The organism is Stenotrophomonas sp. STEN021, assembly GCF_056760175.1.
On the sequence record NZ_JBRREH010000023.1, the window covers coordinates 30,851 to 52,511 of the forward strand.

At 58.6% G+C, this 21,661-nt stretch carries 18 protein-coding genes; 7 read left to right on the forward strand and 11 right to left on the reverse strand.

Features of this window, described 5'->3' with window-relative positions:
• Positions 1–11 precede the first annotated feature (11 nt).
• The 4 genes from ACVOL0_RS07110 (at position 12) to ACVOL0_RS07125 (ending at position 3,287) form a co-directional block, all read left to right on the forward strand.
• A complete protein-coding gene (locus tag ACVOL0_RS07110) occupies positions 12–341 on the forward strand; it encodes a hypothetical protein (protein WP_102946302.1) in 330 nt (109 codons plus the stop codon).
• A gap of 30 nt (positions 342–371) precedes the next feature.
• The gene (locus ACVOL0_RS07115) at positions 372–1,403 is read left to right on the forward strand and encodes an ImmA/IrrE family metallo-endopeptidase (RefSeq protein ID WP_101099249.1); all 1,032 of its coding nucleotides are present in this window, start codon (positions 372–374) and stop codon (positions 1,401–1,403) included.
• Positions 1,403–2,059, forward strand: coding sequence for a hypothetical protein (locus ACVOL0_RS07120; protein ID WP_101099248.1), 657 nt, complete (start codon positions 1,403–1,405; stop codon positions 2,057–2,059). The genes ACVOL0_RS07115 and ACVOL0_RS07120 overlap by 1 nt, the downstream gene beginning before the upstream one ends.
• Positions 2,060–2,510: 451 nt before the next feature.
• Positions 2,511–3,287 (forward strand): hypothetical protein, encoded by a 777-nt coding sequence (locus ACVOL0_RS07125; RefSeq protein ID WP_101099247.1) that lies wholly within the window; start codon positions 2,511–2,513, stop codon positions 3,285–3,287.
• A gap of 161 nt (positions 3,288–3,448) precedes the next feature.
• On the opposite strand, the gene ACVOL0_RS07130 is transcribed toward ACVOL0_RS07125, so the two are convergent.
• From ACVOL0_RS07130 to ACVOL0_RS07175, 10 genes are all read right to left on the reverse strand, one after another.
• On the reverse strand, positions 3,449–4,165 hold the full coding sequence (locus ACVOL0_RS07130; RefSeq protein ID WP_101116303.1) for a hypothetical protein: 717 nt from the start codon (positions 4,163–4,165) through the stop codon (positions 3,449–3,451).
• A gap of 63 nt (positions 4,166–4,228) precedes the next feature.
• Positions 4,229–4,948 (reverse strand): response regulator transcription factor, encoded by a 720-nt coding sequence (locus ACVOL0_RS07135; protein ID WP_054663593.1) that lies wholly within the window; start codon positions 4,946–4,948, stop codon positions 4,229–4,231.
• Between the two features lies 1 nt (position 4,949).
• Entirely contained in the window at positions 4,950–7,403 is a 2,454-nt protein-coding gene (locus ACVOL0_RS07140) for a heavy metal translocating P-type ATPase (RefSeq protein ID WP_232767661.1), read from the reverse strand.
• A gap of 84 nt (positions 7,404–7,487) precedes the next feature.
• On the reverse strand, positions 7,488–10,724 hold the full coding sequence (locus ACVOL0_RS07145; RefSeq protein ID WP_101099244.1) for an efflux RND transporter permease subunit: 3,237 nt from the start codon (positions 10,722–10,724) through the stop codon (positions 7,488–7,490).
• 15 nt (positions 10,725–10,739) lie between these two features.
• Positions 10,740–11,993, reverse strand: a complete 1,254-nt coding sequence (locus ACVOL0_RS07150; protein ID WP_054663599.1) for an efflux RND transporter periplasmic adaptor subunit — start codon at positions 11,991–11,993, stop codon at positions 10,740–10,742.
• Positions 11,990–13,243, reverse strand: coding sequence for a TolC family protein (locus ACVOL0_RS07155; protein ID WP_101099243.1), 1,254 nt, complete (start codon positions 13,241–13,243; stop codon positions 11,990–11,992). The genes ACVOL0_RS07150 and ACVOL0_RS07155 overlap by 4 nt, the downstream gene beginning before the upstream one ends.
• Before the next feature lie 518 nt (positions 13,244–13,761).
• Positions 13,762–14,133 (reverse strand): diacylglycerol kinase, encoded by a 372-nt coding sequence (locus ACVOL0_RS07160; RefSeq protein WP_101099241.1) that lies wholly within the window; start codon positions 14,131–14,133, stop codon positions 13,762–13,764.
• Between the two features lie 72 nt (positions 14,134–14,205).
• Positions 14,206–15,921: a phosphoethanolamine transferase gene (locus ACVOL0_RS07165; RefSeq protein WP_101099240.1), complete on the reverse strand. Its 1,716-nt coding sequence runs from the start codon at positions 15,919–15,921 to the stop codon at positions 14,206–14,208.
• A 1,605-nt stretch (positions 15,922–17,526) separates the two neighbouring features.
• Positions 17,527–18,168 carry a DsbA family protein gene (locus ACVOL0_RS07170; RefSeq protein ID WP_157825118.1) on the reverse strand — a complete coding sequence of 214 codons (642 nt, stop codon included), beginning with the start codon at positions 18,166–18,168 and terminating at the stop codon, positions 17,527–17,529.
• A gap of 77 nt (positions 18,169–18,245) precedes the next feature.
• Positions 18,246–18,878 carry a cation efflux transmembrane domain-containing protein gene (locus tag ACVOL0_RS07175; RefSeq protein ID WP_101099238.1) on the reverse strand — a complete coding sequence of 211 codons (633 nt, stop codon included), beginning with the start codon at positions 18,876–18,878 and terminating at the stop codon, positions 18,246–18,248.
• An 82-nt stretch (positions 18,879–18,960) separates the two neighbouring features.
• Between ACVOL0_RS07175 and ACVOL0_RS07180 the strand changes: the two genes are divergently transcribed.
• Complete coding sequence (locus tag ACVOL0_RS07180) at positions 18,961–19,404, forward strand: MerR family transcriptional regulator (protein ID WP_101099237.1); 444 nt, start codon at positions 18,961–18,963, stop codon at positions 19,402–19,404.
• A 121-nt stretch (positions 19,405–19,525) separates the two neighbouring features.
• On the opposite strand, the gene ACVOL0_RS07185 is transcribed toward ACVOL0_RS07180, so the two are convergent.
• On the reverse strand, positions 19,526–19,750 hold the full coding sequence (locus ACVOL0_RS07185) for a helix-turn-helix domain-containing protein (protein WP_101099236.1): 225 nt from the start codon (positions 19,748–19,750) through the stop codon (positions 19,526–19,528).
• A gap of 679 nt (positions 19,751–20,429) precedes the next feature.
• On the opposite strand from ACVOL0_RS07185, the gene ACVOL0_RS07190 reads away from it, so the two are divergent.
• Complete coding sequence (locus tag ACVOL0_RS07190) at positions 20,430–20,849, forward strand: cyclin-dependent kinase inhibitor 3 family protein (protein ID WP_232767658.1); 420 nt, start codon at positions 20,430–20,432, stop codon at positions 20,847–20,849.
• Positions 20,850–21,132: 283 nt separating this feature from the next.
• Positions 21,133–21,661 (forward strand): NIF family HAD-type phosphatase (locus tag ACVOL0_RS07195; protein WP_481548513.1); only part of this gene is annotated, 529 nt, incomplete at its 3' end.

The window sequence follows — 21,661 nt, forward strand, 5'->3', positions numbered from 1 at the left end:
TATCTATTTGCATGAAACGTCTGAAGCAGCCGCACCGCCTGGCTCTGGAGTTGCGTGGAAGGTTTGAGGCAGACGGGCTCACCACCAGTTCTGCGATTGCCCGCGCTGCGAGCATTGGCCAGCCTCAGGTCTACCGGAATTTGTTCGGTGGGCCCAAGCGCGTTACTCGGACATTGAAGCATCTATGCAAATATGCAGGCATTGATGCATACGAGGGCACCAGTGATCCCGGGGAGTCCAAGGTGTTGATGGATGCTCTGTCGGCTGTATGGGATGGAACCGACGGGCACGCTCATCGCCTGGCGAAGCTTCTTTTTGCCCACCAGCGGGCCCACATGTAAGAATTGGCCTAGGCCCAACGGAGGCCAAGGATGAACAAGAACACGCCAACGGTGACGGTCAAGAGCGCATATCACGCGCTCGGCGCGGCCGGCTACCCTAAGAGTTTTGTATCTCGCCTTTTACCGGACTGGTGGGACAACGCACTTTTCAAGACAAGCAGCGGGGCTATCGAGTTTGCCTCGATACTCAAGCAACGGCTTGGCTTGGATGTCCGATTTGGTGACAGCGGTGAGCTTGAAGTGCTCGCCTCAAATCGCCCTGCCCGTTACAAAAAGAGATCTGCCACGCTGGTGAGCGAGCTGCAGGTCTGCTCGAGCCTGGGCATGGCCCTGGGCAAGCTTGCGCTGTATTGCACTGATGGCACCGCCGACCCGCTCCCGGCAGACCCCAAGGAGCTGTCCAAGAGGGTGCGCACCTCGACCGGGGCTGCGGCAATAGGATTCGGGTCGTTGCTGGATTTCTGCTGGCAGCACGGTATCCCCGTGCTGTTCTTGAAGGAGCTCCCCCGCGGCAGCAAACGCATTACCGGTATGGCCATGCGGATTGAAGACAGGCCGGTGATCGTCCTAGGCTTCCAGTCTGGCCAGAATGCAAAGCAGCTGTTCGTGCTAGCCCACGAACTGGCCCATATCTGCCTTGGCCACGTCGCCGGTACCGGCGTGCTGATCGATGAGGGAATGGACGCCATCACGGAGGCTATCGAGCGTGAGGCGGATCAGCATGGCGACGCAGAGGAGCGCCAGGCCGATCAGTTTGCACTGGCCATGCTACGCAACGGGCGACTTACCCTTCCCCTCGATAACCACGGCACGATGTCGGCTGCCCAGCTGGTAAACATGGCCATGAGTCTCGGCGACAGCCTCAGTGTCGACCCAGGACACATCATCTTGAGCTACGCACGCGATCATGATGACTGGCTGTTGGCTAATCAGGCCCTTGGCTACTTCCCAGACCAGGCCAACGCAAAGGAACTGCTCAAGGATCGCTTCCTGGCCAACTGCGATGTTGACAGGCTCACGGACGACAATCGCGCCTACCTGCTCAGCATGCAAGGATTCTGATGAGCGCCAAGCACTACCTCTTGGACAGTGACGCCGCCAAAGCGCTTTGTCAGTACGGCCTCCTTCAGGACATGGCCACCGCCCTGCGGGTCGAGCTTCGGGACTTTTCGATCCTGGCCCAGCTGCGGTTCCAGCTGCACGCAGCCAATCCCGCCAAGGCGCTTGCCAAACTGGGGAGCGCGCTGGCGGTTGAGCAGCTCAACCTACTCGTAGCGCAGGCGAGCGAGGTCGTGGTTCTGGTTGAATCGGCGAACTACGCCCTGCTGGATGGCACACCGGACATAGATGGCGGAGAGCTGGCCCTGTTTGCCGCGCTCTGTGAGGACAGTAGCGCCGGCCTGATCACCGGCGACAAGCGATCGCTCGTTGCGCTGTGCAAGGTCGGCGGGACGGTGGAAGGAAGTTTCAGCTGGGCTCAGATCCTCTGCCTGGAGGACGCCATCGCAATCATCATCGGCCACTTCGGGTTGGCCTATGTATCGGCCAAGGTAAGATCCCGTCCGGACGTCAACAGCGCCCTGTCCAGCATCTTCGGAAGGTCCGTGGCGGCTGACGAACAAGCCATCTCTGATGGGCTATTAAGCTACCTAAATGACCTGCATCACAGGACCGCAGGAAAGTATCAATCTCCTTACGTGGCCGCGGTTTCCCGGTAGCAACCCGTCTTCCTGCATTCTGCGAAGGCGCTTAGGGATGTAGTGACCTTCCCTACAGCAGCAGCAGTGCATTGTCGCTTTTTATAAATTCTGTACGTCATGTCCTATGGCCGCGTCAGCCGATGCGCTGCTACGATTCGCGTAGGGCTGGACTGCCGAGGGCAACACCTCGGCCTGGAACAGCGTTGTCTTCGGCAAAGTGTGCACAGGGGGTGCCATGGCTTTGGTGAACTGCCGCGAATGTGGCAAGCAAATCAGTGATCAGGCTTCGGCTTGTCCGAATTGTGGATTCCCGATGTCCGCAGGAGTCAACCCGACTCCTGGCATCCCAACTCCACCACCGCTGGGCCCGTCTTCAGATCTGAACCGAGCCGCGCCAGCAGCGCCTGTTGCGACCTCCATTCCGGCACCGCGCCCAGCACCGAAGAAGTCGGGCTGTGGAACATTCGTTATGCTTGGACTCGTCGGCCTTCTCGTCCTGTTGGTCTTGGGCTACGGCATGGGGCCCGAGACGAAAGTAGCCACTCCATCGGCAAGCCGCGGCACTGCCAGCCAGAGCGGGGCAGCCTCCGGTCACGCATCGGACCAGAGCGCTGCGAAGGCAACAACGGTCGAGGTGTCTGCGCCCGAACTTCTGGCTGCCGCAAAGGACCAGGCCCGGCCAACTTCCGAACGCTTGGCGAACCTCACGCTGATCCTCAAGAATCATGCCGGCTCGGCCCAAGCCAAGGAGGCTGATGCAATGCGGCCGAAGCTGGAGGCTCAACTCCACGCCGAGCTTAACCCGATAGGCCTGCAGTGGTCCTATTCCACCCAGCAGGATGACATGTCGGGAAAACCCGTCCGCACGGCACGGGTAACCAGCACCAACAGCTTCAACTTTGACTTCCCCTACTCAGGCCGGCAGAAGGCAGAGCTCACGATCAGGCGTCACCCTCGATGGGGCAACGATGTAATGGTCAGCATCGAGAAGGGGCAGATCCTGTGCCATAGCTTCAGCTCCTGCCCCGTGCGTATCCGATTCGACGATGAGTCCGCCAAAACCTTCACCGGAACTGAGCCATCCGACAACAGCAGCGAGATGGTCTTCATCCCGGGATACAAGACCCTCACGAGTAAGCTGGGTAAAGCCAAGCGCCTCCGAGTGGAGTTCAATGTGTATCAGCAAGGCTCGGTCATGGCCGAATTTGACGTCAGCGGATTTGACGCAAAACGCATGACTCAGTAGCAGACTCTAACGGGAAACGAGGTGGTGGGTACATCGCGGTACGTAGCCTAGCCGGAGCCAGTACCGCTCCAGCGAGGATTCAAATCCGGCCATCTCACCGCCGCCCAAAGTTTGGAATATGTGCTTACCTCGTCCGCTCAGAGGAGAGCTAGAGCTAATTTTCAAGCCGATTTCGACCGATTCTGTGGAAGTTTCCGCTTCTTCGTACGTTGCTTCAGCCTCCATTGACTCCATTCCGTTGTCGACCCCTCAGCTATGAAGGTTACCAGGAGCCGCTTGAGTAAGGGCGAGAACTTCACCTCAGAATCGCGCAGAAGATTTGTCCAATACCGGCCCACAAGGAACGAAAGCAGACCCATGGATGCAACAGATGTCGCAAACCAAGATCGGCTAGTAACGCTGACGTTTGTTAGCACGCCCTTCCGGTACATGTATGCTGCAAACACGAGGGCGCTGCACTCAACAAAAACTACTAGCGCTGTGGGCATTGCCCGAGCTCTGTAGTACGCGGCAGACGTTAGCGTCTCCCCAAATGACAATCCAATCAAAAGAAGAACAGAGCTCAGCAATATTGGATCGAACGCTGCGGCTCCGGAAAGAGTGAGACCGATCGGGAACAGTACGAAAGGGACCAACTCAGAGCAAAGACTGGGGTAGGCCTTACTGAAGCCTCTCCATCTCTTCAGTCCGAACAAGAACATGTCTTGCAGGATTGCGGCAACCGATGCTATCGCCGCGCTCGTAAGTGCTAAGGACACCGGTATCCAGAACATATCTTCGTCCGGCCCTGGTGCGAACGGCACCATGGCTGCAGCGCCCCAAATTGCTGCGCCCATGAACGCAGCAAGCGGAAGAGCCGAGAGCTTCAACATGCTCATGAGCCGCTCAGCGCCCACAGCCAAGAAGTTGGCCGCACCACGTTTGCACTGACCTTTCCGAGATCATGGCTGCTCCTCACCATTAGCAGGGGGCGAGTGCACAGGTGCCGATACTGATATCAGCCGATAACCAAAGCGCGGCAACGTTTGGATCATTTTCTCATCAAACGGGCCGTCAAGAGCTCGGCGAAGGCTGGACATCTGTGAACGCAGAAGGTCGTCGTCAGGAGGGTTATCGCCCCAAAGCCGGCTCTCCAGTTGCTGCCTGGTGACAGCGGCAGGACTTGCCCGCATCAGCGCCTCAAGGAGCTTCCGGCAAGCTGGATAAAGATGCAGTCGCCTTCCAGCCCTTGTAGCTTCCAATGTCCTAAGATCTAACGTCAGATCTCCAACCACCAGTTGTCTCCTTGTCACCCGCCCTTCTGTGCGAGTGACCAAGGCCTCCAGTCGAACCTCAAGCTCGGTGAGATCAAAAGGTTTGGTTACATAGTCGTCGACACCAGAGCGGAACGCGGTGATCTTGTCCGAAAGGTCGTCCTTCGCGGTCAGCATCAAAACCGGCACTGGAACACCGTGGTCAAGCCGCATCCTTTTAAGAACCTCCAGTCCTTCCATGCGAGGAAGCAACCAGTCAAGCACGACTGCGTCGTATAGATTGGTAGCCGCCAGATGTAGGCCCGCCAGACCATCGGCCACTACATCAAGCTGATGACCACGGGACTCGAAGTAGTCCAGAATTTGCGCTGCGTCCTTGAGGTCGCGCTCAATCAATAGAATGCGCATGTCAGGATTGGCGGTAGCCGAGGAGTCTCAGCGCATTGAACACGACCAACAGAGTCGATCCCTCATGCACTGCTACAGCAGGACCAATCCCAAGACCCATGACTGTCGCAGGCACCAACACCGCCACTACGCCCAGGCTCACGTAAACGTTCTGGCGGATCACACTTCGGGTGCGTCGACTAAGCGCCACTGAGAACGCTACCTGCCTCAAGTCTTCGGACATGAGTGCTACGTCGGCCGTCTCCAGAGCAACGTCCGAGGACGCGGCGCCCATCGCGATGCCGACGCTCGCACTCGCCATCGCAGGCGCGTCGTTCACACCATCACCAACCATCGCCACTCGCTCCGTATCCTTGAGCTGGCGGATGGCCTTCACCTTGTCATCGGGCATTAGATTGCCCCAAGCATCGTCTAGGCCCACGTCCGTTGCCACGGCCTGTGCCACTGTCTGATGGTCGCCGGAAATCATGATCATCCGCTGGATGCCCAAGCTTCGCAGCTTGTCCAATGCTTCTCGTGCTTCTGGGCGCGGCGTATCCATAAGGCCAATGACACCGATATCACGGTCACCTAGGCGAACTGCCATCGTGGTTCGTCCAACGTTGCGAAGCTCGTCGATGGCCGACTGCGCCTCCGCAGTCAGGGTGCTGATGCCGCCGGTGCCGAACATCTCTGCCTTTCCGATCCAGACGTTTAGGCCATTCACCCTCGCCTGAACCCCGCTTCCAGTGAAGTTAGCGAGATCCGTGGCTACTGGCACGGGAACCTCTCCCAAGCGAGCGTTGCCATCTCGAACAATGGCTGCCGCCAGTGGGTGATCACTCAAGGCCTCTACGGCGACCGCAACCTGCAGCAGTTCCTGCTCTGTAGAGCCTTGCATCACCTTAATGTCGGTGATTCGCGGCTTTCCCTCGGTGAGGGTTCCAGTCTTGTCAAACGCGATGGCGCGAACCATTCCCAGTTCTTCTAGCGGGGCGCCACCCTTGATGAGCACTCCGCCCCGGGCCGCTCTAGCAATACCGGCCAGAACGGCACTTGGTGTGGCAATAGCCAGTGCGCACGGGCTTGCCGCGACCAGTACTGCCATCGCTCGATAGAAGCTATCTCGGAATGGCTCGTCGATCACTACCCACGAGAAAAGCAACAGCACTGCCAGAATCAGAACTGCCGGAACGAATACTCTTTCGAATTTGTCGGTGAAGCGTTGAGTTGGCGACTTTCTGGTCTCGGCCTCACTCACCATCTTGACGACGCGGGCCAAGGCCGACTCCCCTGATCGGCGGGTCACCTCAACTTCCATTGCGCCGGAGCCGTTAATGGTGCCGGCGAAGACGCGGGACTGCATCTCAACGGAGTCCGGACGCACCCGCGCCAGCGCACGATCACCTACCGGCAGCTTATCTACCGGGATGCTCTCACCGGTTACAGGCGCTTGATCAACGCTGCTGGTTCCTTTAACAACGAATCCGTCCGCCGGCATCCGATCATTGGGACGAACAACCACCACGTCTCCAGGTATCAGCGACTCAACCTGGACTTCAGTGACCTTCCCGTCTTTGACAACCCTGGCTGTCTCCGGGGCCAACTTGGCAAGCGCCTCAATCGCTCTCTTTGCGCGGCCCATCGCATAGTGTTCGAGCGCGTGGCCGAGGCTGAAGAGGAACAGAAGCAGTGCGCCCTCTGCCCATGCGCCCAGCGCAGCAGCACCTGCCGCCGCAACAAGCATCAACGTGTCGATCTCAAAGCGCTTTAGCTTGATGTTCTCAATAGCTTCGCGGAGCGTGAACCAACCTCCGAACAGGTAGGCAGCCACGTAAAGAGAAGTAGGGACCCAGTCGTTTGCGAGCAAGCCGAGCTTTTCAAGTGCAAAGCCAATCAGGAGGAGCAGGCCACATGCGAGTGAGAACAGTAGCTCACTGTTGGCACCAAGGATTCCACCATGGGAATGAGCATGGTCCTGCCCATCCTTATGATTGTGACCTTCGTGCTGACCTTGCGCGCCTTGGTCGGGGGCGGGGCCGCTCCTTCCCACTCCAAAATCCTCGAGCTTCGCCCTCAGATCAGCTTCTCCTGTCTGGGTCCGGTCGTACTCGATGTTCACCCTTCCAGCAGGGCTGGTGGTCGCTTCAACGACACCGGGTATAGCTTGTAGCTGCCCCGCGATCGTCCTTGCCTTGCGGGCATGCACGGACGAGTCCATCTCCAAGGACAGATGGCCGTATCGCTCACCCAGGCCAATCCCCATAGACGACGCTAGTTCGCGCACGCGCTGAAGTGAGATCAGCTCGGGGTCATAGTGAATGCATAGGGCCTCCGGAGCTCCTGCGCTTACCCCGCGCAGATGCACGCGTGATATACCGGCCATTTCCTCCAGCTCATCGGCCAGTCTCTGTACGCAGTGGTCCTCTTGAGGTACGCCGGGGAGTACGACCGGCAGTTCGACTTCTGTGGTCATGTTCACGTATTGCCTCCAACGTCAAGAGATTGGATCGGGAGGCCCGGCAGGCAGATGCGCTGCCGGGCCCAAACACTCATTCAATCAGTGGGCGGTCTCCGGCTCCACCTTAGGATCTGACTTGGCCAGTCGCCCCGCGAAGGTCGGCAAGACAAGCAGCGTCAAGACCGTTGCAGTCAACAAGCCACCAATGACCACCGTAGCCAGAGGCTTCTGCACTTCGGCACCCGAACCACTCGCAATAGCCATCGGAATGAAGCCGACGATGGCGACCAACGCGGTGGTCACCACGGCCCGAATTCGGCTGCCGGCGCCATTCATCGCAGCAATCAGAGGGCTATCGCCGGCGTCCAGGCGCTCTCGAATAGCCTGCATGAGCACCAGACCATTCAGCGTTGCCACGCCAGAAACCGCAATGAATCCGACTGCAGCAGACACCGAGAACGGCATGCCACGAACGAGCAAAGCGAGAATGCCGCCGACCAGTGCTAGCGGAACGCAGCTGAACACGAGGCCCGCTTCCTTTGCACTGCCCAGTGCCATGAACAACAGGCTACCGATCAGCAGGAACACGATCGGCACGACGGTCAAGAGTCGCTTTTCCGCCCGCTGGAGGTTCTCGAACTGCCCGCCCCAAGTCATGTGTGCACCCGGGGGCAACTGAACATCCTTCACTGCAGCTTGGGCTTCACCTACGAACCCGCCCAAGTCACGGCCGCGTACATTGGCCTGAACCACTACACGCCGGCTACCGTTGTTCCGGCTGATCTGATTAGGTCCCTCGCTGATGTCGATGCGTGCAACAGATGAGAGGGGCACAATCCCGCCGGTGGGAGTTGCAATTGGCAGTGATGCAAGCTGATCGGGATCATTGCGGGCATCGTCTCCGAGGCGAACGACGACATCGAAACGACGATCCCCCTCAAAGATCTTGCCGGCCGCCGCGCCGCCGATGCCCGTTGCAAGGGCGTCGCTAACATCTGCAGCCGTCAGACCGTACTGTGCTGCTGCAAGGTGGTCGATCGCTACATTGAGCGTGGGCAGACCAGAGATCTGTTCCACACGAACATCCGCAGCGCCCTCCACGTTCCTCAGCTTCAGCGCAACCTGATCGGCAACAGCCTGAAGCTGCTCGAAGTTGTCGCCGTAGATCATGACAGCCAAATCCGTACGCACACCCGAGATCAACTCGTTGAAGCGCAGTTCGATGGGCTGACTGAACTCGAAGCTGTTACCTATCTGCGAGGCTGCGATCTTCTCAAACCTGGCGATTAGATCCTCCTTGCTCAAGGAAGAGTCAGGCCAATCCTTGCGCGGTTTGAGCACGATCACGCTGTCAGAGATGTTGGTTGGCATTGGATCGATAGCAGCTTCGGCAGTACCTGTTCTTGAGAAGACGGTCACTACCTCAGGCTCAGCCGCGATGGACCTCTCCAGCGCCAGTTGCATAGCCAGCGATTGCTCCAAGGACGTCGAGGGAACGCGAAGCGCCTGCATGGCAAGGTTTCCCTCATCAAGCGTTGGCATGAACTCCCGACCCAGCATCGTGAAGCCGACCACGCCCATCACAAGCATCATCAGAGCGCCAGCAAGCACAGCCTTGGGCCTACGAATGGCACCTTGGATTGCTGGCTCAATGCGCCTTCTCAGGACGCGGATGATTGCAGTCTCGTGCTCTTCATTGTCGTGAGAATCCTTGCCGTCCTTGTTCGCATGAGGCTTTGGATCTCTCACAAGGAGCGCAGCCATTGCAGGCACGAAGGTAAAGGAGAAGATAAATGCGCCAATCAGGGCGAGCATGAAAGTAGCTGCCATCGGTTGGAACGTCTTACCTTCAACGCCCTCCAAGGTGAGGATCGGTGCGAACACCAGCAGAATAATCATCTGCCCGAACGCCGCAGGACGCGCCATCTTCTTGGCTGAATCTGCCGCCACGCGGAGCCGTTCCATGGCATTCAGAGGCCGGCCAAGTTCTGCTCGGCGTTTGCCCAGCATCAGCAGGGTGGACTCGATCACGATCACCGCACCATCTACAAGAATGCCGAAATCCAGGGCGCCCAAGCTCATCAGGTTGCCGCTGATACCAAACTTGTTCATGCCGATAACGGCAAACAGGAACGAGAGCGGAATCACCAGCGCGGTAATGGCTGCTGCACGGAAGTTTCCCAGTAGCAGGAAGAGAACCACAACTACCAGCAGAGCACCTTCAGTCAGGTTCTTGGCGACCGTCTTGACGGTCGAGTTGACCAGCACGCTTCGGTCAAGCACCGGTTCTGCAAAGATATCGGCCGGCAGAGATTCGTTGACCTGCGCCAGACGCTCAGCGGCCGCCTGTGCCACGGTGCGGCTATTACCTCCGGCGATCATCAGAGCAGTGCCAAGCACGGCCTCATGTCCGTTACGGCTAGCCGCGCCCAGCCGCGGGGCACGACCCAGACCGACCTCTGCTACATCGGCTACGCGAATAACCACGCCGTCCTTGGTCGCTACCGGGGATTGGGCCAAGTCGTCGGTCGTCAACGCAAGGCCGTCGGCCCGTACTACCAGGCCCTCACCTGCACGTTGAACGAAGCCCGCACCTGCTTGAACGTTGGAACGCTCCAATGCCTGTACGAGATCGGCCAAGCCAAGTCGGTATGCCGCCAGCCGTGCGCTGTCGGGGTAGATACCGTATTCCTTGACGTAGCCACCTACCGTATCAACCCCCGCCAAGCCCGGGCTTGAGCGCATCTGGGGCGCGATAATCCAATCTTGGACGGTACGCAGATACGTTGCGCGCTCCTGCGCGGTAGCAAGGCGATCGCCTTCCGGGGTCAGGTAGACCTCGCCCTCGTGCCAACCGGCTTGGCCAGGTTTGGCCAGCTTCTTGGGGTCGAATGGCCTGAAGTCCACTGTCCACATCAGTACCTCACCCAAACCCGTAGTAACGGGCGAAAGCATGGGTGAGACATTGTCAGGCAGGTCCCCGGCCGCTTCCCGCATGCGCTCAGCGACCTGCTGGCGTGCGAAGTAGATGTCAGTCTTGTCGGTGAAGATTGCAGTGACCTGGGAGAAGCCATTGCGCGATAGCGAACGGGTGGTGTTCAGCCCCGGGATGCCAGCCAAGGCCGTCTCCAAGGGGTACGTAACCTGACGCTCGATTTGCTCAGGGGTCAGGGCTGGGGCGATGGTATTGATCTGGACCTGGCGGTTGGTGATATCTGGTACGGCATCGACTGGTAGCTTGCTTAGTTGGAACAAGCCAAAGCAGGCAATCAATGCGGCCAGAAACACCATGAGCCAGCGGAACCTGACCGCTGCTTCGATGATGATGTTGAACATGGTGAATGAGTTCCCTTAGTGGCCGTGTTCGGCTTCGCCCTTGGCCAGTTCGGCTTTGAGCAGGAAGGCGTTGGCGCCTACGACGCGCTCACTGCCCGTCAGACCGTTAAGGATCTCGATTCGATTGCCTGCACGGCGCCCGGCGAGTACCGGCGTTGCTTTGAAGCCGCCCTCGACGGCCACGAAGACAACGCTTCTGCCGTCAACGGTTTGGACCGCGTCAGCAGGCACGCTCATACCTTCGGCGGCACCACCGGCAATGATCAGTGCCGAAACGGGGGAGCCGGCCGGTGGAAGTTTCTCGGAGATTGGCTTGGCACGAATCGTGGCGGTGCCACCCTGCTGCATCACATTCGCAGCCGCAGCAATTACTTCAGCCTCGAAGCTACCTCGGGGGCCCGTGACCTCCAACTTCATCCCTGGCATGGCGACGGTGGCCAGCGCGGGGGGCGCGGTAAACACGAGTTCATTCATGTCGGGATTGGAAACCTCCGCCACCAAGGTTCCAGCCGAGACGACACCACCTGGTGTTACCTGGACGTTGCCTACCAACCCAGCGACCGGACTGGTGATGGTCACCCGGCCGGAACTGTCCGGAGAGCCGCTGGCAGCGACTTGAGCACGGGCAGCACTGGCCGCAGCATCGGCCGCCAAAGAGCGGGCCCGCGAGGCCTCCAGCTCCTGACGCGCCACCACACCTTGGTCCACCAGAGATTTATCGCGGCTGTAGGCCAAGCGAGTAGCTTCTGCCTCTGCCGCCGCCGCAGTAGCTGCGGCCTTGAACGTCGCAGCTTCGCCGCTAACCACAACTACTAGAGGTTGATTGCTTTTGACCGCTGTTCCTGGCGCAACGAGTACGCGCTCAACCCGGCCAGTGACCGTCGAGGCGATCGCTGCGCGCCCCCCGATGGCGGGCTCGACGCGACCTGCAAGCCTAGTTGAAGCGCCACCGCCCCGCCCTACTGCAACCACGCCGATGCCAGATGCCTTGATCTGATCGGACGTCAGCTTGACTAGCCCCTCCTCAGCCTCCTCCTCGCCGTGTTCACCGTCGCCGTCGCCATCATTGTGGGCTTCTGCACCATCAGGCGTGGCCTCATCTGCGTGACCACCCTTCCCTTCTTCTTTGCTGCCCTTACTCTTGGCCTCGGTGCCGGCGGCTTTTTCCGTTTCCTCCGCACCGCCACTGCATGCGGTAAGCCCCCCGGTGAGCAGGAAGGCAGCCACCAGCGTCGCTCCGATGAGCGTCTTGTTTCCGTACTTATTCATTTTGCCTCCACAAACGGTGCGCGCCCTTCAAGGCGAGCGAGGTCGATTTCTGCTGTCACCCGGCTAAGGCGGGCATCTACAGCGCTGCCACGCGCAGCAATCAAAGTTGATCGGGTGCTACGCAGCTCCAATTGCGATATACGACCTGCCTCGAATCCGATGCGGGCCAACCGATAGGCTTCGTCTGCGGCTTGTACGCTCTCATCCGCAGCTCGCGCGCGGCTGTTGGACGCTTTGAGACTCGCTACCGCTCCCAACCGAGCCGCCTCGCTGTCACGCTTCTGACCCTCTAGAACCGCCTCAGCTGCACGTTGCTCGGCATATGCAGCCCGAATCGCCCCGCGGTTGCGGTCAAACAGGGGAATGGAAAGGCTGATGCCAACGTTGTAGGCCTCGTCGCCTGCTTGGCGGAAGCGCGTTTGAGCCACAGATGCGCTCAGTTGTGGCAAAGCGCGCTTACGCTCGACATCGATGAGCCGACCTGACGCCTCCGCTTCGGCTTGGGCGATTCGAACAGCGAGCGGGGCGGCCTCGTTTGCGACCGGGTGAGATGGCACGCGATCCAGAAGGCTTTCACCGATCTCGGTAAGCCGGCCATCCAACAAAGACACCCCGGCTAGCCGCGCTAGAGCCGCGTCCCGGAAGGCCTCGGCCTCATCCAGGCTGGCCTTCGCGTTAGCAACCTCGCTACGCGCCTGGACGCCGCGCAAGTTGGGTTCCCGACCTTCGCTAACCATCGCACCTACGGCTTTCGCGTCTTGTTCAATCAACGCCAAAGCTTCGCTAGCCAACTCATAGCGGCGCAGAGCAGCCTCTGCCTCCGCATACGTGGCTGCCAGACGACCAGCCGCATCGCTGCGCATCAGATCGCCCCGCAGGCCCGCTGCGCCTGCCTCTGCACGCGCAGCGCGCACTCGCGCGCCCCGCTGACCCCAAATTTCGAGCGGCTGGGAAAGCGTCACAATGGTGTCAGCGTTGGAGAAACCCCGATAGGCACCAGTACCGTACGCGTTCTCTGCGTCGATGGAGACCGTCGGATTGGGTACAGCCCGGGCCTGTTGCACCCGAGCCTCTGCGGCCTCGGCCAGCGCGGCACCTTGGACGGACGCAGGCATCTGGTCCAAACGAGAAAGCAACGATTCGTAAGACGGTGCAGTTTGAGCACCTACATCCCCGCCAGGCACCAATGCCAGCAGAACAGCAACAGCCAACCCGGTCGCTGATAGCGACCGACCTGTCAAAATCGACATAAAAACTCCCGTAAATTATCTGAGCGAACTACCCGCTAGCGCGGGGCAGAGCGAGATCAGATACGGGGGGGGCGCATGGGCCCGTCGAGTCGAAGTGCGTAGACATCCCCGTGCTCGGTATTGCGCAGCAAGGTTCGACCATTGGCGAGCAGATCGTCGTGGCCGGCGGCGGGGAGACTAGCGGTTGAGTGGTGGCAATGCCCGTGACCGCAGGAGTCGGCGCCGGATGATTGCTTACTCTTGTCCTTGCCCGATTCCAGGTCTGAGTCACTGCTCAGGGCGTGAACATCTCCCTGGCTAGCCGGTGCTTCCTGCGCACACGCCAACGACTCGGCCACAGGCACGACCACAAATACCGCCAAAAGCAGCAGCATTAGGTACATACGAATGGCAGGAAGGGACCGGCGCATGGTGGGAAGGCTATCAACCTGATTGAGACGGATACAATTACATAGAAGGGTGGAAGCGACCGCTTTTGGCACGATTTAGGCTTCCGTTCAGGTTTGGAGCTAAGGTGGTCAGTCTAGGAGGAGGAATGCCCAGGTCAGTCCGACATTGCAAAGTGCTACGAACACAGCGGCTGAGCCCATGTCTTTGGCACGACCAGCGAGCTCATGGATCTCCGGCCCGTATCGTTCAATAACTGCTTCGATGGCCGAGTTCAGTAGTTCCAACGCAAGCACCAACAGCACACTCCCTACCAAGAGGGCTCGCTCTACCCCTGAGTCGCCTAACCAGACTGCGGCGGGTAGAGCCGCCAGGGCCATGACGACCTCTAGCCTAAAAGAAGACTCATGCAGCCAGGCCGATCGCAGCCCCTGAAGAGACCAGCGCAGCGCTTTCAACACACGGGCGATGCTCCGTGGACGATGACCATACATGTCTGCCATTGTGATGTTTCCTTCTTCTGCCGTTAGGAGGCGCTGCCGGGATCTCCCGGCAGCGCTGCTCCCGAGAAATGGTTATGGGGCGGCGACACTGCCAACGGAGCAGCCGGAGAACAGATTTAGGCTCTGGTCCAACGCTTTTGTCCGCACCTGCATGAGACCGAGCACAGAATGGAAGAGGTTGTCGTGAGTGGCTGGCAGCCTTGAACGTCCCTGGACGCATTCAATATCCAGCTTGTTGCTGCTCTTCATGCCCTCTGACATCCACATCACCATCGGCACTTTGATCTGAGTCTCCGGGGCAATGGCGTAGGGAAGACCATGCAGATAGACGTTCGCCTCGCCCAATGACTCCCCGTGGTCGGATACATAGATCAAGCCTGTATCGTGGCTCTTGTCCTGTTCGAGCATACGGATTGTCTTTGCCAGAAAGTCATCCGTCGCTAAGACTGCGTTGTCATAGGCATTGACTATCTCGGCGCGAGTACACTTGCCAAGGTCGGCGTTGCGGCAGTCAGGAGTAAACTTCCTCAGGCTCTCGGGGTATCGCTTGTAGTAGCTAGGTCCGTGGTTACCAAGCTGATGCAGAACCACGACGACGTCGCCGGGATTGTCGTCAATGGAGTCATGCAATCCCTGCAGCATGATTTCGTCGCGACAAGCCTGATCGTCACATAGACTATCTTTGGCGGGAACGCGGTAAGACTCAAATGCAAGATCAGAGCACACCCCCTTGCATCCCGTCTGGTTGTCGCGCCACAGGGTCTTGATTCCGGCGCGCTCCAATACGTGCAGAAGCGACTCGGATCTTTTGATCTTGTCTCGGTCGTAGTCTCGCCTTCCATACATAGAAAACATGCAAGGAACGGACACCTCGGTATTGGAACCACAGGCCGTCACGTCGGTGAAGTTCACGACGTCCAGGGCTTCAAGTTGCGGTGTCGTGTTCCTAGCGTATCCGTTCAGCCCCCAGTTCTGGGCGCGAACCGTCTCGCCTACAACAATGACAAGAAAGTGTGGCTTCGCGCCTGGTGGATGAGGATCCATCGTGGCGTCGGGACCGACTACTTTGATCGGTCCACGCTCTGCGCGCGTCTCCTCTTTGATGACCTTCCCTATCGAGGCAAGGTAGTTCCCGGGCGTCGCAAGGTATCTGACTGACTTGTGGTTGCGCATAAGCGAGGATAGGTTGTCGAATGAGGCCAGTGCCGCACCAACAACTACCACTATAGCCATGCCCAGCAAGAGAGCTCTGGAAAGTAGTCCGCGCGCCATGGTGCAGTGAGGTCGAATTCGTACCGCACATACCGCAACGGCGGGAAGCAGACCTTTGACCAGCACCGACAGGAACAATCCCCAGGTCAGCAGCTCTCCGGCCTCCGCGCTGTCAGTCTTCAGCACGTTTCGAATCATGCTCGAATCGAAGTACACGCCGTAATTGTCGGAGTTGTATGCCGCCGCTGCTGACACAATGAGGAGCAAAGCAACAATCGGTTTCAACGTCCATCGGACGCACAGAAGCCCAAGAATAAGTACGTTCATAGCCGTAAGAAGCGCGGCCGTAGACGCGACAAGCAGCGCTCGCGCCACACCCTCCACACCACTCTTTTCAACTACCTCTGCAAAGAAGGCGTTGTTGAGGAACAACGTGAAGTAGAGTGCGACGATCACGATTAGTGTGTTGATCCCGGCCTGAGGCCCACGAAGAGGCCGGCCGAGCCGTCCTAGTGGATTTGAGCCATTCCCACCAAGCTTCCAACTGTGGTTCAGGTATTTTTTCATGTAACGCATAGCTGCTTCCTTTTGATCGACCGCCAAATGCGCTCATGGCGCATGCGGAGGCACTTCGCAGACCGCGCCAACTCGTCGAAGGGCGTTCCTGCTCGCGGGTCTAATTCCAACGGGCGCTTAGAGATGCGATGCAGGTCTGGGAGAAGGTGCGTCTGCACTCGCAAGAGGCGATGCATAAGGCCGCTGTATTGAGTCCGCGCAAGCAGACGCATCGCCGCCAAGAGGCAGAGTCCTGAAGTAGCGATTGGTTGGGGTAGAGAGCTTGCGAGGTTTCGGATCTTCACCGGGACAGTCGCCGAGCGCTGATCCCTCGATAAGTAGTCGACGCCTGCGCAGTCGGTGGCGGTTACAGTTCATCACCAGTGCAGGCTGCCGCTGACTGGCTTGCGCGAATCCATAACCGGTCGCGACTGACTGCGTCGAAGCCGAATGCTCCCCGAGCCACTTGTAGCGTCTATGCGCTGCGGAGGGCCGGGTACGTCTGGCTACTCGCGCGGAAGTCCCTGGAAATAGCTTTGAAGCGCTGTGCCATTTGGAACTCGCAAGCGCCTGGACGACTCCTACGGCGCTCATGCCCGGGGAAGGCCTCTTCAACGCACCGCGTGAGACTGAAAGCACTGAGACACTACGTATCCACGCATACGCAGAGACTGATACCCGGGAGGCACCCAAGAAGGAAGTCCGCAAGGTTTCGGTTAGTTGCGCCAGCGTGGCTTGAATCCCGGTCAGTAGCGGAGGTCTGCCTACGACCAGGCCGTCCCTGTGCCACGGCAACCAGGTAGCGGTATCCACGAATTCAGGGGAGAAGACCGAGGCCAAACGTGCCTCACCGGCTGGAGATAGAGCACCGTCTCCAGGGCGTGCGGGAATGATCAGCACAGAAGCTGTCGTCAGCACGGCAGATTGACCGTACGAAACTCGGTTAGAGGTGGGAATCGGAAGAGGCATTTAGTCCACCTTTTTGAAGGCGGCACGATGCCGTTCGGCGGCTGCACCAGCAGCCACGCGTCGGCCGGGCGCGCCAAGCGCCCAGCAACAAAGTTTGATCATGGAGAGACCTGTTAAAGGTGATCGCAGAAGTACGAGCAGACGCGCTGCGCCTGTGTCGCGATCAAGCCCTGGGAGGTCTAATCAGCCTTTCGGGCGTGTGGGAAGTCACAGGCTGTTCGTAGAACGTATGCCCGTCTTCATTTAGTGCAGCGTCGGCACTGGTGAATCCGTTGGACGCGACGAAGGTGCTGCTGTGGTGGCAGTGCCCATGACCACACGCAGGGTGTGACTTGTCGGAATGGCCGTCGCCTGCCCCTGCTACGTCCTGATGGGCCTGCTCTTCAGAAGAGCAAATCGACGCATCCACGAAAGGCACGACCACCAGCACTGCAAGTAGCAGTGCCAGAGCGTAGCGCTTAGCGTGGATGACGAAGGAAGTCACGTGCGGCTCTGACCAATACGGTTGAGGTCGAGAAGATACCGTGGACGGCGCTCATCAGCAAGCCGGCACTTGTTCATCAACCGCGCGGTCGTGTATGAGTCGCATCCTGCGGCTTGCTCGGAAGAATGAACGGGTTGAGGACTAACCACATGCGATGCGGGCGGGACGACAAATTAACGCTTTGCCTTGACTTCTGTACGGACTAACTGGCTGAGCAGTGCGGGATCGAGTCGCGGGAGCGGAGTTCCGTTCACAAAAAAGGACGGAGTTCCGCCAATCTTTGCAGCCTTCGCGTCGGCGAGATCGACCGCAATCACTTTTTCCACTACGCCCGTAGCGATGTATGCGCGGGCTTTAGCCACGTCCAAGCCAGCTTTTCGCGCAAATTCCCAAGCAATCGCTGAGTCTTCCCGCCCGTGTGAAGCCCAGGCGGGCTGGGCATCCATTAGCGCTTCGAGAACGGCCGCAAACCGGTTCTGCTGGCGCGCAGCCTCAAGAATGTTTATGCCGAGGACAGATGTCTTCCCGTGGAAGGGCGTATAGCGAAGCACCAGCCGAGCATCCGCATTTTCTCTCAGGATCCTTTTGACCTCTGGATGCATGGCCCGGCAGGCCTCACAAGCTGGATCGAAGAACTCGATGATGGTGACGGGCGCATTGACCGGGCCTATGACAGGCGAATGAGGCCGTACTACCACACCGGCTTGAGGCGATTGGTCATTGGCCGGGCCCTCGGCACTCCGAGCGAATGAAGTGGGGGAAAATGCGGCGAGAGATAGTATCAACACCGCTATGATCGTGCGTGCTGCTTTCATTGAAATAGCTCCAGTGTGCCTTGTGGTGTTTGAAAGGACCGATGCGGCTCGGGTAGCTTGGTGTGACGCAGTACCAACTAACGCTGCTCGGCTCCCAAGCGCCATGCGGGCCACGCCTCAACGATCACGCTTACAGCAGATCGAAGAAAGAGCAGGGCGATGATTGATCCTGCGGCGATGTCCGGCCACCCGCTGCCGATGAGGGCCACCCCGCCCGCGGCTACGAGAACGCCCACGTTGGCAGCCACGTCATTACGTGAGCATTCGAACGTGCTCTTCATGTTGATGTTTAGGGCGCGGAATCGCCAAAGGAAAGCCAAGCAGGATAGGTTCGCCACAAGTGCAATTGATCCGAAGATGAGCATGATGCCGCTGGCCGGTGGAACCGCGGTGATCATCTTGTTCACGACCTCGACGACAATGAAAACGAAGAATCCAAGGATCAAGAAGCCCTTTACCAAGGCCGCGCCTGCCTCCCACCGACTACCACGCCCCACGGCCCAGAGACTGAGCGCGTACACGGCTGCATCGCCAAGCATGTCCACCGCATCGGCTTGGAGCGCACTTGAGTTGGCGACTATGCCGGCGCCAAACTCGACGAAAAACATCACCAAGTTGATAGCCATCACCCATAGCAGCACGCGGCGCTGAGCGCCCTGTTGTGCCATCCGCTCGAGTTCTTGGCGCTTGTTACCGCAGCAGTGGTCCATCGTGAGTCCTATAAAAGGCTTCTGGGGTTGAAATCAGCTCATCCTGCCTTTATCAACCCTGTAGCAACTAGAGGGTCAAGCTATGTCCACCGTCTTCACGATCGGCCAACTCTCACTCCGTACCGGAACCAAGGCTGAGACGATTCGCTACTACGAGAAAATTGGCCTCCTTGCGTCTCCGGCCCGTTCACAAGCCAACTACCGCCACTACACTGAAGTTGATCGGCGCAGGCTTGCCTTCGTTCGCCGTGCCAGAGAGCTTGGACTCCCCATCGCCCAGATCCGGGATCTCATTGAATTAGAGACCCATGGCGACCAGGAGTGCGGGGCTGTGGATGAGTTGGTCCGGAGTCAGATTCGCAGTATTGAGGAGAAGGTAAGAGACCTCCAGGCACTGAACAAAGAGCTAACTCGCATACTCTCCCACTGTCCAGGTGGTCTGGTTTCCGAGTGTCGAGTCCTCGGCGCTTTGCAGGCGCCAGTCGGGCCGGCTAAACATGGCGGGATTCAGCCCCCGAAACGGTGAAGGTCCCTGAGAGCGCTGACCTTTGCCGAGCACGTAGAGATCTTCCTGCTACCGGCAAGGATAGTCAAAGACGCTTCAAGAAACCCGGAACCAACACCGGGTCTGCACTCAAAACTAACCGCTAGAGGTCCGCAGTATGGAGCAGGCCTGACGCCGATAGACCAAGCGCATCGGCGAGCCTAATAACGGTAGAGAGCCTGCAGTCCTTCTTTCCCTGCTCAATATGCCCAAGTTGCGTACGGTGCATACCTAGTCGGGCTGCGAAATCTTCCTGAGAGACGCCCAGCGCCGTCCGTCTCGCCTTCACGGCGGCGCCAAGGGCCAACTGGTGCTTGGAAGTTTTCACCCCCTAAGCTTTGGTTTCGTAGTACTTTTGGTCTACAGTACTTACGGTAGCATATTTGACAATGGCCGCCCCCTCCCCACCTCCCATTCGGGGGCCTGCGCCGCTTACGGACCTTGGCAGGTAGGTATGAGCTTCTTCTTGGTAGATGCTGAATCAGAGTTCACCTTAGAACTGTCATTGAGCCAACAGTCGGAGCAGGATCTGCGGCGCCAACTCGCAAAGCTTCAGGAGGGCGGAGACGCCGGAACCCTCTCCAGACGCCTTGCCGCCGAGCTATCTAGACTGGTCCCAGAGATGCTTGACTGGGATGTCAAAAGGCCCACAAAAGCGCAGATCGCCTATGCCCGTTCAATCTGCTACCAACGAAAGATTGAACTTCCTGAGCAGGCTATGGAGTCCCGTCAGGCCATGCATCTCTTCATAGCCTCGCGCGGCCGGTGGCCTTGAATCCATTGCCGCACCTCTCTCTGCACCCGCCTTCTGGTTGGCCGAAGCGACGCGCAAGAGCGCAGAATGTCGATGGCACATTACTACTATGACAAGTCGAACTAGTCTCACCCATCCACTGGCTATTGCCGAGTTACCGGTGGGAACGAAGGATGGGGCAATTGGCGTGACATTTGCTCCCGGAAAGCATCAAGAGAGCGCAATGACTGGCGCTTGGGCTAGGGATTTAGACATGGACTTGGAGGCGATTCGTGCTTGGGGCGCAAGATTTTTGATCACGCTTATCGAGCCGTGGGAGTTCGAGGACCTCAGGATCTCCTCCCTACCTGATCATGCTGCTAAGCATGGCTTGGCTTGGCATGGACTGCCTATCACGGATGGTAGCGCGCCAGACGACCGCTTCCTGGCACGTTGGAAGGAGCTCGGACCATATCTGAGTCGCGCCCTGCTCGACGGAGGAAGAGTAGTCGTGCATTGCAAGGGAGGGTTGGGTCGTGCAGGACTAGTTGCCTCGCTGCTTCTATTGAGCACTAAGACGAACAGTGATGCTGAAAGCGCGATCCTCGCGGTACGAAGGGTTCGTCCCGGAGCTGTAGAGACACTCGAGCAAGAATGCTTCATCCACAAGTGGGCTGAAGAGCACAGAGTATAGCCGGCGCGAAATGGCTCGGACTCCGCCATTGACTCTCTGACTGATCGAAAGACGTCCTTTCGAGATTATCGGATAGGAAAGAACCGGCGGAGGACCATCGCCGATTGATGAGCCTTGCCAGACCACCCCGTAGCACTTTCGGGCGGCGAGTGTATTTGGTCCTCCTCAGATCCCGGAGCTCGATCAAGGAATTCTTGATTCCGCATGCGTACCAGCAGGGTCACGGTGCAGAACGAATCTCGACATCCGCCAAACAGCGACATCAGAATAAGGAGAAACGCCCATGAGTCTCCGAGAAAGGAAGCTTCTGGTACTAGACCTTGATGAAACGCTCGTCTTCTCAACTGAGCGCCCCTTGGATCGTCCAGCGGATCTGAGTGTCGTCGGGTATCACGTCTACAAGCGGCCCCATCTCGACACATTTCTGGACTTCGCCTTCTCAAGGTTTAGGGTCGGCGTTTGGACATCGTCTGGACGTCTCTACGCTGAGCCTCTTGTCGCACAGTTGATGCCAAAGCGTCCCCTAGAATTTGTATGGTCATCCGAGAGGTGCAGCTTAGTTAGGGATTGGGAGGAAGGCGGCTACTCAACACAGAAGCGGATAGCGAAGCTGAAGAAGCATGGGTTCACACTGGACCAGATCATCGGAATAGATGACACCGCTAGCAAGTACGCTCGGAACTATGGGAATTTAGTTCTGGTGACGGCCTCCCAAATCTTGAGCCGATCTAAGGTAGAAAAATCGGCGTATTTGGGGCTGTCCGAAATGCCTCGGCGAACTGCGCTGGCGCGGCATTTCCCAGAGACGAATG

Coding starts and splice junctions, on each gene's coding strand:
- ACVOL0_RS07145 (WP_101099244.1), bottom strand. CDS start 10,724: ATGTTCAACATCATCATCGAAGCAGCGGTCAGGTTCCGCTGGCTCATG.
- ACVOL0_RS07170 (WP_157825118.1), bottom strand. CDS start 18,168: ATGAAAGCAGCACGCACGATCATAGCGGTGTTGATACTATCTCTCGCC.
- ACVOL0_RS07165 (WP_101099240.1), bottom strand. CDS start 15,921: ATGCGTTACATGAAAAAATACCTGAACCACAGTTGGAAGCTTGGTGGG.
- ACVOL0_RS07175 (WP_101099238.1), bottom strand. CDS start 18,878: ATGGACCACTGCTGCGGTAACAAGCGCCAAGAACTCGAGCGGATGGCA.
- ACVOL0_RS07135 (WP_054663593.1), bottom strand. CDS start 4,948: ATGCGCATTCTATTGATTGAGCGCGACCTCAAGGACGCAGCGCAAATT.
- ACVOL0_RS07130 (WP_101116303.1), bottom strand. CDS start 4,165: ATGAGCATGTTGAAGCTCTCGGCTCTTCCGCTTGCTGCGTTCATGGGC.
- ACVOL0_RS07110 (WP_102946302.1), top strand. CDS start 12: ATGAAACGTCTGAAGCAGCCGCACCGCCTGGCTCTGGAGTTGCGTGGA.
- ACVOL0_RS07160 (WP_101099241.1), bottom strand. CDS start 14,133: ATGGCAGACATGTATGGTCATCGTCCACGGAGCATCGCCCGTGTGTTG.
- ACVOL0_RS07120 (WP_101099248.1), top strand. CDS start 1,403: ATGAGCGCCAAGCACTACCTCTTGGACAGTGACGCCGCCAAAGCGCTT.
- ACVOL0_RS07155 (WP_101099243.1), bottom strand. CDS start 13,243: ATGTCGATTTTGACAGGTCGGTCGCTATCAGCGACCGGGTTGGCTGTT.
- ACVOL0_RS07180 (WP_101099237.1), top strand. CDS start 18,961: ATGTCCACCGTCTTCACGATCGGCCAACTCTCACTCCGTACCGGAACC.
- ACVOL0_RS07125 (WP_101099247.1), top strand. CDS start 2,511: ATGCTTGGACTCGTCGGCCTTCTCGTCCTGTTGGTCTTGGGCTACGGC.
- ACVOL0_RS07190 (WP_232767658.1), top strand. CDS start 20,430: ATGGACTTGGAGGCGATTCGTGCTTGGGGCGCAAGATTTTTGATCACG.
- ACVOL0_RS07140 (WP_232767661.1), bottom strand. CDS start 7,403: ATGACCACAGAAGTCGAACTGCCGGTCGTACTCCCCGGCGTACCTCAA.
- ACVOL0_RS07115 (WP_101099249.1), top strand. CDS start 372: ATGAACAAGAACACGCCAACGGTGACGGTCAAGAGCGCATATCACGCG.
- ACVOL0_RS07150 (WP_054663599.1), bottom strand. CDS start 11,993: ATGAATAAGTACGGAAACAAGACGCTCATCGGAGCGACGCTGGTGGCT.